At 70.1% G+C, this 11,379-nt stretch carries 9 protein-coding genes, 1 rRNA gene and 1 other annotated feature; of the genes, 8 read left to right on the plus strand and 2 right to left on the minus strand.

Annotation, left to right across the window (positions count from 1 at the left end):
• Nucleotides 1–220: a sequence feature (23S ribosomal RNA rRNA prediction is too short), on the plus strand.
• 86 nt (nt 221–306) lie between these two features.
• The 4 genes from rrf (at nt 307) to SACSA_RS0117585 (ending at nt 5,011) form a co-directional block, all read left to right on the plus strand.
• Nucleotides 307–424, plus strand: a 5S ribosomal RNA gene (rrf, locus tag SACSA_RS0117570).
• A gap of 163 nt (nt 425–587) precedes the next feature.
• Nucleotides 588–1,340: a type 1 glutamine amidotransferase gene (locus SACSA_RS0117575; RefSeq protein ID WP_028661990.1), complete on the plus strand. Its 753-nt coding sequence runs from the start codon at nt 588–590 to the stop codon at nt 1,338–1,340.
• Nucleotides 1,341–1,532: 192 nt separating this feature from the next.
• Entirely contained in the window at nt 1,533–4,505 is a 2,973-nt protein-coding gene (locus tag SACSA_RS0117580) for a bifunctional [glutamine synthetase] adenylyltransferase/[glutamine synthetase]-adenylyl-L-tyrosine phosphorylase (protein ID WP_019819045.1), read from the plus strand.
• Between the two features lie 74 nt (nt 4,506–4,579).
• A complete protein-coding gene (locus SACSA_RS0117585) occupies nt 4,580–5,011 on the plus strand; it encodes an acyl-CoA thioesterase (protein WP_019819046.1) in 432 nt (143 codons plus the stop codon).
• Between the two features lie 91 nt (nt 5,012–5,102).
• Here the strand turns inward: SACSA_RS0117585 and glnA are convergent, their stop codons facing one another.
• On the minus strand, nt 5,103–6,527 hold the full coding sequence (gene glnA, locus SACSA_RS0117590; protein WP_028661991.1) for a type I glutamate--ammonia ligase: 1,425 nt from the start codon (nt 6,525–6,527) through the stop codon (nt 5,103–5,105).
• Nucleotides 6,528–6,702: 175 nt separating this feature from the next.
• On the opposite strand from glnA, the gene SACSA_RS0117595 reads away from it, so the two are divergent.
• On the plus strand, nt 6,703–7,188 hold the full coding sequence (locus SACSA_RS0117595) for an RDD family protein (RefSeq protein WP_019819048.1): 486 nt from the start codon (nt 6,703–6,705) through the stop codon (nt 7,186–7,188).
• 8 nt (nt 7,189–7,196) lie between these two features.
• Here the strand turns inward: SACSA_RS0117595 and SACSA_RS0117600 are convergent, their stop codons facing one another.
• On the minus strand, nt 7,197–7,925 hold the full coding sequence (locus SACSA_RS0117600; protein ID WP_019819049.1) for a DUF4191 domain-containing protein: 729 nt from the start codon (nt 7,923–7,925) through the stop codon (nt 7,197–7,199).
• Nucleotides 7,926–7,983: 58 nt separating this feature from the next.
• On the opposite strand from SACSA_RS0117600, the gene SACSA_RS0117605 reads away from it, so the two are divergent.
• The 3 genes from SACSA_RS0117605 to SACSA_RS0117615 all read left to right on the plus strand — a co-directional run bounded on the left by SACSA_RS0117605 (nt 7,984) and on the right by SACSA_RS0117615 (nt 11,050).
• Complete coding sequence (locus SACSA_RS0117605) at nt 7,984–10,077, plus strand: ATP-dependent helicase (protein WP_157596977.1); 2,094 nt, start codon at nt 7,984–7,986, stop codon at nt 10,075–10,077.
• Nucleotides 10,078–10,272: 195 nt separating this feature from the next.
• Complete coding sequence (locus SACSA_RS0117610; protein WP_408640285.1) at nt 10,273–10,545, plus strand: hypothetical protein; 273 nt, start codon at nt 10,273–10,275, stop codon at nt 10,543–10,545.
• A 139-nt stretch (nt 10,546–10,684) separates the two neighbouring features.
• Nucleotides 10,685–11,050, plus strand: a complete 366-nt coding sequence (locus tag SACSA_RS0117615) for a WhiB family transcriptional regulator (protein WP_019819052.1) — start codon at nt 10,685–10,687, stop codon at nt 11,048–11,050.
• Nucleotides 11,051–11,379 lie beyond the last annotated feature (329 nt).

Genomic DNA, 11,379 nt, shown 5'->3' on the forward strand with positions numbered 1-11,379 from the left:
GACGAACCTCTGGTATGCCAGTTGTCCCGCCAGGGGCACGGCTGGTTCGCTACGTTCGGAAGGGATAACCGCTGAAGGCATCTAAGCGGGAAGCCCGTTCCAAGATGAGGTCTCCCACCACCATTCGAGTGGGTAAGGCCCCCCACAGATGATGGGGTTGATAGGCCAGACATGGACGCACAGCAATGTGTTCTCGAGTGGACTGGTACTAATCGGCCGAGGGCTTGACCACAAACATGCTACGCACCCACTCTGCAACTCTGAAACACCACCCCGACACACCAGTGGTGTTGTTTCACAGGGTTGTTCGGTGGCTATAGCGGCAGGGGACACGCCCGGTCCCATTCCGAACCCGGAAGCTAAGCCCGCCAGCGCCGATGGTACTGCACCCGTGCGGGTGTGGGAGAGTAGGACACCGCCGAACACACAACAAACCCCTCCGGGGAAGGCCCGCGGTCTTCCCCGGAGGGGATTTTTTTATGGGAGGTGACCGAGCCGACACTCGGTCACCTCCCTTTTTGTCTTCGTTCTCGTCGACGGTGCCCGGCCACTGCATTGCAGGGCCCCGCCCACGTAGGCTTGTGGCCGTGAACGCGCCTCGGATCCTTGTCGTGGAACCCGACCCGTGTGACCCCGTGGGCAGGCTCGGCGAGTGGCTGTCGGAGCAGGGGGCCGAACTCGACGTGCGTCACATGCCGCACGATGCGGTGCCGGACGAGCTCGACGAGCACGACGCGGTGCTATGTCTCGGTGGGCGGATGAACGCGGAGGCCGATGCGGAGCACCCGTGGCTTCGGTCGGTCCGCGGTCTGCTGAGCAGGGCTCTGACCGAGGACAAGCCGACGCTCGGTGTGTGTCTCGGTGCTCAGTTGCTCACGGTCGCGGCCGGTGGCCGGGTCACGCCTGCCCCCGACGGCCCCGAGGTCGGTCCGAAGCTCGTCGCCAAGAAGGACGCGGCCTGGGTGGACCCGCTGTTCTCCGACCTGCCGCTCATGCAGGACGTGTTTCAGTTCCACGGTGACGTGATCGAACGGCTGCCTCCCCAGGCGGAACTGCTGGCCTCCTCGCCGCACTCCGCACATCAGGCGTACCGGCTGCGGCGCCGCGTGTACGCCATCCAGTTCCACATCGAGACCACGCCCGACGTGGTGCGCGACTTGGTACGGCGGTGCCCGGACATGGCGTCCTCAGCCCGCCCGGACGCCTTCGACGACGCCGCGCTGGCCGAGATGCACGACGACATCGCGGAGACCTGGCGCCCGTTCGCGCACCGCTTCGCGGACCTTGCCGCCGGACGTCTTTCCCCGGTCGAACCCCGGTACACGCTTCCCCTGGCCTAATCATGCCGACGGTTGTGAGCACGAACGCGCGACCACACCACGCCGTGGGCGCGCGGACCCCGCTCATGCCCGGTGACACCCCGTTGGGCAGCTCCCCACCCGCTCCGCGCCCGCCCGCGCCCGGTGCGGCCGTGCTGGTGGTCCAGGGCGTCGCGGGAACGAGGTCGCGACGGCACCGGGCGGTGGCAGGCGATGGTTGAGCGCTCTCGGCCGGCCACGTCGGCCGCCCGGTACGGCTTCGCCGACGAGCGTGCGGAGGATCTCCTGCGTGCCGCCGGGTGGTGGGGGCCCGAGGGGCCGGCTCGGGACGCCGCTGAGGTGCTCACCGCGTTCTCCAGGACGCCCGACCCGGACGCGGCACTTCTCGCGCTGGACCGCGTGCGCACCGCCGACGAGGCGACCTGGCCCGAGCTGGCCCGCGCGTTGTGCGACGACGCGCGACTGCGCGGCCGTCTGCTGTCGGTCCTCGGGTCCTCAACGGCGTTGACCGACCTCCTGGTGACCCAGAACGAGTTGTGGCGCGTGCTCGCGAGCGATCTGCCCGAGGCGGCGACCTACGACGAGGTGTTGGGCCGCGCGGTGCGTGCCGACGACGGGAGTGTCCGTGGCGGTGCCGACGCCGAGCACGCGCTGCGGACCGCGTACCGGGGAGTGCTGTTGCAGATCGCGGCCTCCGACCTGGGGCACCTGGTGGAGCCGGCGCTCGACCGGCCGAGCCTGTCCGAGATCACCGCGGCACTGACGGCCCTCGCCGAGGCCGCGCTGCGTACCGGACTCGTGGTGGCCGAGCGCGAGGTGGGAGCCACCTCCGACGGTTCGCTCGCCGTCATCGCCATGGGAAAGTGCGGTGGGAGGGAGCTGAACTACGTCAGCGACGTCGATGTGGTCTTCGTCGGCGACGGAGACCTCTCCGTGGCCACCCGCCTCGCGACGGCTCTGATGCGCGTGGTGGGCCACGCTTGTTTCCAGGTTGACGCGGCATTGCGGCCCGAGGGCAAGACGGGGGCGCTGGTGCGCACCCTCGACGGCCACGAGAGCTACTACAAGAAGTGGGCGCGAACGTGGGAGTTCCAGGCCTTGCTCAAGGCGCGCCCGGTCGCGGGCGATCTCGCTTTGGGCAGGCGCTACGCCGAGCTGGTCGCTCCGTTGGTGTGGTCGGCCGCGGAACGCGAGAACTTCGTGGCCGATGTGCAGCACATGCGGCGCCGGGTGGAGAGGCACGTCCCCGTCGAGATCGCCGAGCGCGAACTCAAACTCGGGCGGGGCGGTTTGCGCGACGTCGAGTTCGCCGTGCAACTGCTCCAGCTCGTCCACGGGCGTGCTGATCCGGACCTGCGGTCGGCTTCGACGCTTGAGGCGTTGCACGCGCTCGGCTCCGGCGGATACGTCGGCCGTGCCGACGCGGCGGAACTGGCCTCGTCGTACGAGTTCCTCCGCACGTTGGAGCACCGGCTCCAGCTGCGGGGGCTGCGCCGCACCCACCTGTTCCCCGAACAGGATGCCGTTGACCAGCTGCGGTGGTTGGCGAAGGCGTCTGGCGTGCACCCCGTGCGGGGGAGGGTCGTCAACGACGTGCTGCTCGGCGAGTTCCGCAGGCACGTCCAGCGCATCCGCCGACTGCACGAGAAGCTTTTCTACCGGCCGTTGCTGGAGTCGGTGGCCCGGGTGCCGACCGCGGCGCTGCGGTTGACGACCGAGCAGGCGGAGAGCAGGCTCGCCGCGCTCGGCTACCTGGCGCCGGAGGGGGCGCTGCGGCACATTCAGGCGTTGACCTCCGGGGTGTCGCGGCGCGCCTCCATCCAGCAGACGTTGCTGCCGGTTCTGTTGGACCTGCTCGCGGACACACCTGACCCGGACGGTGGATTGCTGGCGTACCGCCGGGTGTCCGAGGCACTCGCCGACACGCCGTGGTACCTGCGGGTGCTGCGTGACGAGGCCGCCGTCGTGGAAAGGCTCGCCACCGTGTTGGGCACATCCCGGCTGGTGCCCGACCTCCTGGTCCGCGCGCCCGAGGTGCTGCAACTTCTCGGCGAGCCGGGGCGGCTGGCGGGCAAGGACCCCGGTGAGGTCGCGCGGTCGCTGCGCGCCGCGGCGGGCAGGCAACCCGGCATGAAGGCCGCCGTGGTGGCGGCGCGGTCCCTGCGCAGGCACGAACTGTTGCGGGTTGCCTGCGCCGACCTGCTGGGCCTGCTCGACGTCGGGGAGGTGTGCCGCGCGCTGTCCACGGTGTGGGTCGCGGTGTTGCAGAGCGCGCTGGCGGCGGCGATCAGGGAGCGCGCCGCCGAGGTGGGCGGACAACCCGCGACCGTCGCCGTGATCGGCATGGGACGGCTCGGCGGCGACGAACTCGGCTACGGTTCCGACGCCGACGTCCTGTTCGTCTGTGAACGGACGGAGGAGGCGTCCGAGGCGGAGGCGGTCAGGTTCGCGACCTCGGTCGCCGAGACGGTCCGCTCGGCGCTGGGGGCGCCGAGCCAGGACCCGGCCCTGGTGGTCGACGCCGACCTGCGGCCCGAGGGACGCAGCGGTCCACTGGTGCGCACCCTCGCCTCGTATCGTGCCTACTACGCCCGCTGGAGCGAGGTGTGGGAGGCGCAGGCACTTCTGCGCGCGCGGTTCGTGGCGGGCGACGAGGACCTCGGGCGGCGGTTCCTCACCGAGATCGACCCACTGCGGTATCCCGATGGCGGGCTGGACGCGGCCCGGGTGCGGGAGGTGCGGCGGATCAAGGCGCGCGTGGACACCGAGCGGATGCCGCGGGGCGCGGACCGGACCACGCACACCAAACTCGGCCGCGGCGGCCTCGCCGACGTGGAGTGGACGGTCCAGCTCATGCAGCTCCGGCACGCCCACGAGGTGCCCGCTCTGCGGACGACGTCGACGGCTGACGCGCTACGGGCGCTCCCCGATGCCGGGCTCGCGGAGCGGTCCGATGTCGACGCGCTGTTGGAGGCCTGGCATCTGGCCACCAGGGCGCGCAACGTGGCCATGCTGGTCCGGGGCAAGGCGGTCGACCAGCTCCCCACCTCCGGCCGTGAGCTGGCGGCGGTGGCGCGGGTGTTCGGCTATTCAGCCGACGACGACTCGGGCGAGTTCCTCGACTCCTACCGCCGGGTGACCCGCCGGGCCCATGCGATCGTCGAGCGCCTGTTCTACGAGTCCTGAAGCCCGACCGGACGTGCGGCGTGGAGGCTCCGGCAGCGCTCGGACGCCCTCCGGGCGGCGCTTAGGGTGGGCGGGTGACTGAGCAAGAACCGTTTCGTGTCCGGGTCAAGGTGCGCCACTACGAGCTGGACAGTCTTGGCCATGTCAACCACGCCGTCTACCACCAGTACGCCGAGATCGCGAGGCTCGAGCTGTTCGAGAAGGCCGGAGGCGCGCACGACCGTATGCGCGAGTCCGGGCTCGCACCGGTCCTGCTCGAGTCCCACATCACCTATCGGCGTGAGCTGCGCTCCGGCGACGAGGTCGACGTCACCTGCCGCGGCAAGTTCGGCGGCGGCAAGGTGTTCTGGATGGACTCCGAGATCCGCAAGGTCGACGGCACCCTGTCCGCCGAGGTGAGCTGCACGCTCGGCGTGCTGGACCTCGACCGGCGCAAGCTCGTCGCCGACCCACGCGGCCAATTCGAACGGCACGGTCTCGACACGGTGATGTTCACCGGACCCTGACCGCGCGGCGGTACCGACGAGACGGCCCCGGGGGCGGGGGTTTCCCGCCACCGGGGCCGTCGTCGAGGCCGTCACCGAGGCCGCGACAAGCTCACACGTCGTAGTAGAGAGCGAACTCGTACGGGTGCGGGCGCAGGCGCAGCGGGTCGATCTCGTTCTCCCGCTTGAACGCGATCCAGCTCTCGATCACGTCGGGCGTGAAGACCCCGCCTTCCAGCAGGTAGTCGTGGTCGGCCTCGAGCGTGTCGAGCACGGTGCCCAGGTCGCCGGGTACCTGCTGGACGTCGCGTGCCTCCTCGGGCGGGAGTTCGTAGAGGTCCTTGTCGATCGGCTCCGGCGGCTCGATCTTGTTCCGCACGCCGTCGATGCCTGCCATCATCATCGCCGCGAAGGCGAGGTAGGGGTTGCCCGACGCGTCGGGGCAGCGGAACTCGATGCGCTTGGCCTTCGGGTTGCCGCCGGTGATCGGGATACGGACGCACGCGGAACGGTTGCGCTGCGAATACACGAGGCTGACCGGCGCCTCGTAGCCGGGCACCAGCCGGTGGTAGGAGTTCACCGTGGGGTTGGTGAACGCCAGCAGGCTCGGCGCGTGGGAGAGGATGCCGCCGATGTAGTGCCGCGCGGTGTCGGACAGCCCCGCGTAGCCGGACTCGTCGTGGAACAGCGGCGCGCCGTCCTTCCACAGCGACTGGTGGCAGTGCATGCCCGAGCCGTTGTCCCCGAAGAGCGGCTTCGGCATGAAGGTCGCGGACTTGCCCGCCTGCCAGGCCACGTTCTTGACGATGTACTTGAACAGCTGCAGGTCGTCCGCGGAGTGCAGCAGGGTGTTGAACTTGTAGTTGATCTCGGCCTGGCCCGCTGTGCCGACCTCGTGGTGGGCACGTTCGAGTTCGAAGCCGGACTGGATCAGCGTGTTGGAGATGTCGTCACGCAGGTCGGCGAAGTGGTCGACCGGCGGGACCGGGAAGTAACCACCCTTGTACCGGGTCTTGTAGCCGCGGTTGCCGCCCTCTTCGTCGCGGCCGGTGTTCCACCAGCCCTCGACCGAGTCGATCTCGTGGAAGCTCGCGTTCTCCGAGGAGTCGAACCGCACCGAGTCGAAGACGTAGAACTCGGCCTCGGGACCGAAGAAGACCGTGTCGGCGATGCCGGACTCGGTGACGTACTGCTCGGCCTTGCGCGCGATGTTGCGGGGGTCGCGGCTGTACGGCTCCCGGGTGAACGGGTCGTGCACGAAGAAGTTCAGTGACAGCGTCTTGTTCTTCCGGAACGGGTCGATCCGCGCCGTGGCCGGGTCGGGCAGCAACAGCATGTCGGACTCGTGGATCGACTGGAACCCACGGACCGACGAGCCGTCGAAGGCGAGGCCCTCCTCGAAGGCGTCCGCGTCGAAAGCCGTGGCGGGCACGGTGAAGTGCTGCATGACGCCCGGCAGGTCACAGAACCTCACGTCGACATATCGCACGTCTTCGTCAGCGATCTGGCGGAGGACGTCGTCTGGGGTAGTGGACACGCTCGGTGACTCCTTCGTGTTCGCGCTCGTGCGGCGGTGCTCTCTCCGGCTCACGCTAAGAGCAGGGTGTTGCCCGACCGTCACCCGTGTGTTTCGCCGGTGTTAACGAGCGGACCGATACGGACAGGGTTGACCAGGCACGACCGGACACACGCGCGAGGAATACCCTGGTCGGGTGGCACGTTGGACGGGCGACTGGCTCTCGACACTGGCGGGCGGCGGTGCGGACGCCGCGCAGGAAGCACAGCGCTGGCCGGGCGAGCGCCTCGGGCTGCCGGAACGCGGACCGCGCTCGGTCGCCGGGACCGGGAGGCGGTTCCTCGGCCTGCTCGCCGACCTGGTGCTGGCCTCGCTGCTCACCGCTCTGTACTTCCGGCCCGACTACGCCGATCCGGCCGTGATGCAGCAGTACAACCTGTGGGCGCTGGTGACGTGGGCGGTGCTCACCGTGGTTCCCGTCTCGTTGTTCGGCTTCACACCGGGCATGACGGTGGTCGGCGTGCGGGTCGCCCGGCTCGACGGGGCCACGATGGTGGGCCTGTGGCGGGCCGCCGTGCGATGCGTGCTGACCTTTCTCATCATCCCGGCCGCCGTGCGTAACGCGGACAACCGCGGTTGGCACGATCGGGCCACCGGCACCGTTGTCGTCCTGCTGCGCTGAGGGTCGAGTCAGCGGCGGCGGATGGTGCGCTGCATGTTGCGCATCTTGGCGTTCTGCGGCGTGGGGCCCTTGGGCATGGCCGCGCCACGGTTGCCGAGCGCGGACAGCTTCGCCTCGAGAGCGTCGACCTGCTTCGGCTTGAGATTGCGCGGCAGCTTCATCAGGTGATTCTGAAGCCTGCGCAGAGGGACCTGGCCCTCCTCGTTGCCGATCATGACGTCGTAGATCGGCGTGTCGCCGACCAACCTGGCGATGCGCTTCTTCTCTTGCGAGAGCAGGGTCTTCACGCGGTGTGGCGCGCCTTCGCCCACGAGGATGACGCCGGGGCCGCCGAGTACACGGTGAACGGCGTCGAGCTGGGTGGTCGCGGCCACCGTCTGAGTGACCCGCCAACGTCCCCGCAAGTTGTCCAGCGCCCAGGCCGCGGCGCCGGGCTGCCCCTCCGCCCTGGCGTAGACCGTCTTCTGCACGCGGCGTCCGAAGATGATGACGGCGGCGAGCAGGCCGAGCATGACGCCGATCGGCAACAACCACCACTGGATGCCCAAGAGCCAGCCGAGGCCGAACACGAGGCCCGCGACGACGAGGAAGGAACCCAGCATCCACGGGATGAGGGCCTTGTCCTCCTTGCGCTGCATTTTGAACGCCTGGAAGATCTGGCCACGCTTCTCCTTGCTGGCCGCCTTCTTCGCGCGCTTGGCCTGCTTGGCCGCTTCCTTGTCCTGCTTTCCCGCCATAATCACCCAGGATACGGGCGGCCGGGCAGGCGTGAGTCCGTCGGTCCCCTCTGCGAGGATGCCGGACGTGGCAGATGCCCTCCGCACCGGACTGCGCGATCCGCTCGACGGGCTCGACCCCGAGCAGCGGGCCGCCGCGAGCGCGGCCCGCGGTCCCGTGTGCGTGCTGGCCGGTGCGGGGACGGGAAAGACGCGGACCATCACCCACCGGATCGCATACCTCGTGCGGCAGGGCCACGTCGTGCCGTCCCAGGTGCTCGCGGTGACCTTCACCGCGCGGGCGGCGGGGGAGTTGCGCACCCGCCTGCGGCGGCTCGGCGTCGAGGGAGCGCAGGCGCGCACGTTCCACGCCGCCGCGCTGCGCCAGCTCCGCTACTTCTGGCCCCGGGTCGTGGGGGACGCGCCGTGGGAGCTTCTCGACCGGCAGAAGCTGCGGCTCGTCGGCCACGCCGCCACCACGCTCGACCTGCCCACCGGGACCGAGGTGCTGCGCGACCTCGCCGCGGAGATCGAGTGGGCCAAGGCCAGCCTCGTCGGGCCGGAGGACTACCCGGCCGTGGCCGCACGGCTGCACCGTCAGGTCGGGCAGCCCGCGGAGAAGGTCGCGCGGTTGTACGAGGCCTACGAACGCATCAAGACCGACAGAAGACTGCTCGACTTCGACGACCTGTTGTTGCACACCACGGCCGCGTTGGAAGACCACCGCGGGGTCGCCGAGGAGTTCCGCGACCGGTACCGCTGCTTCGTGGTCGACGAGTACCAGGACGTGACGCCCGCGCAGCAGCGCCTGCTCGACGCGTGGCTCGGAGGGCGGGACGACGTCACGGTGGTGGGGGACGCGAACCAGACGATCTACTCCTTCGGCGGCGCCTCCCCCCGGCCGTTGCTCGACTTCACCCGCCGTTACCCGGACGCGACCGTGGTGCGCCTCGAACGGGACTACCGTTCGACACCCCAGGTGGTGGGGCTGGCGAACAGGGTGATCGGCGCGGCCCGTGGCCGGCCTGCCGGTTCGCGTCTGGCGCTGGTGGGGCAGCGTGCGGACGGGCCCGAACCCTCGTTCGCCGAGCACCCGGACGAGGCGTCCGAGGCCGGCGCGGTCGCGGCGCGGGCCCGTGAGCTGATCGACGCGGGAACCGATCCGGCCGAGATCGCGGTGCTGTTCCGGGTCAACGCACAGTCCGAGACCTACGAACAAGCGCTGTCCGACTTCGGCATCCCGTACGTGGTGCGGGGTGGCGAGCGGTTCTTCGCGCGGGAGGAGATTCGCCAGGCGATGTCGGCCTTGCGCACCGCCGCGTCCCGGGAGAACGGTGCTGAGCCCGAGCGCCCGCTGGTGCCGGCCGTGCGCGGGGTGCTCGCCCGGGTGGGCCTGACCGCGCAGCCGCCGCCGGGCGGCGCGGCACGGGAGCGGTGGAACGGCCTGCATGCTCTGGTGGAACTCGCCGAGGAGCTGGCAGCCACCACCGACGGAGCGGGCCTCTCGCGCTACGTCGGCGAGCTGGAGCAGCGCGCCGCCGCGCAGCACCCGCCGGAGGTCGGCGGGGTCACGCTGGCGTCGCTGCACGCGGCGAAGGGTCTGGAGTGGGACGCGGTGTTCCTCGTGGGACTGGCCGAGGGCACCCTGCCGATTCAGCACGCGTCCGATGACGACGCGATCGAGGAGGAACGCAGGCTGTTCTATGTCGGCGTCACCCGCGCCCGCGAGCACCTCGCGTTGAGCTGGTCGCTGTCGCGCACCCCTGGTGGGCGTCCGCATCGCGGGCGGAGCCGGTTCCTGCACGGCCTCGTGCCCGACGAGCACCCGGCTTCCCGGGTTCGCGCCGAGCGGGGAGCCGGACGCAAACCGGGGTGCCGCGTGTGCGGCGCACCTCTCTCGTCGACCATGGACATCAAGCTGGGGCGGTGCGGCAGATGTCCCGCCGACGTGGACCACGACCTGCTGACACGACTGAAGGAGTGGCGGGTCGAGCGTGCGCGCGAGCTCAACGTGCCGCCCTTCGTCGTCTTCACCGACGCCACACTTCGCGCGATCGCCGAGCAGCGGCCCACCGACGAGCGTGCGCTGGTGGCCATCTCCGGGATCGGTGCCACCAAGCTCGACCGCTTCGGCGCCGAGGTCCTGGCCGTGGTCCACTCCACCGGCAGCTGAGAGCGGCGCCTTCTTCCGTGCGCGTCGCCGACTTCCGCGCAGGTCACAGGCGTTCTCACCCGATTCGGGAAAGGTTTGCGGAAATTCGGTTGCCCCGGCACTCGTGGGGCAATAGCCTGCGGGTACTGGGTGAGTCATTCGTGAATCTCCGGCCCGTCGTGTGACGACGGTGGACCGGGTGGACAGCGAGAGGAGGTGCCGCAGATGAAGCTCAATCGATACCGCGACATCGTCGGCATCTCGCTGTCCACGATCGGCGAAGCGGAGCGTCGCGCGTCGCGACGTTCGCAGCGTTCCTGGCGAGCCTCCACCCCGGTCGGGGGCGCCGTGCGCATGCTGTGCGCGCACGGCGGCGGCGTCGGCGTGTCCGATGCCGGGACGGGTGTGGCTCTCCGTCCGGCGTTCGCCGATCGTCCGAGCGCGAAGCAGTTTTGGGTTCCGCTGTGCCCACGGGGGCGCGCCCCCTGACGTCTGCGTCACCAGGCACAGGCTCACACAGGCCGCGGAACCCGTCTCGGGTCCGCGGCCTTTTTGCTGTTCCGGGCCGGATTCGGCGGGATGGGTCCTCAGGAAGCAAGGATTGACACGACACGAAGGGAAACAGGACATGCCATCGGCGACCGCCTCCGCGTCAGAGGAGGCGCTGACCGACGACGGGACGGGATTCGGGCGGGTCACCACGGTGCTCGACGCGGTGACCACACCGGAATCCGATCTGCCGTGCCGTGCGGGTGATGCGGACCTGTGGTTCGCCGAAGCCCCCGCCGAGCTCGAACGGGCCAAGCACCTGTGCGGTTCCTGCCCGGTCCGGGCCTCGTGCCTCGCCGGTGCGCTCGCGCGCCGGGAGCCGTGGGGCGTCTGGGGCGGCGAGATCTTCGAACGGGGTGCCGTCGTGGCCCGCAAGCGGCCGCGTGGACGTCCGCGCAAGAACGCCGACGTCGCCGCTACGACCGGGCAACGGAGTGCCGCATGAACACGATCGTCGGCCGAGGCCGTGCCGAACCGCGGCGGAACCGTCCCATGCCGCGAACCGCTCCACCACGGCCCGATACCACGCCCTACTCCGGGAAAGAGCATCAGATGTTGATCAATGAAGAACTGGCCAGAGAACGAATACGGGACCTGCTCCGGACCGCTGAGGACAGACGGCCGGTGCACCATGTGCGCCACGCGCTTCGCTGGACCCGGGTTTCGGCCTGGGCGGACAGGCGAGCGCGGCGTTACCTCACGGGGTAGCACCGGTCGGCGGTGAGCGGGCGGCCGTCGTCTGCTCACCGCCGACCGGACGCCTGCGACCCCACC

Source organism: Saccharomonospora saliphila YIM 90502, from assembly GCF_000383795.1.
In the GTDB taxonomy this organism is placed as follows: domain Bacteria; phylum Actinomycetota; class Actinomycetes; order Mycobacteriales; family Pseudonocardiaceae; genus Saccharomonospora; species Saccharomonospora saliphila.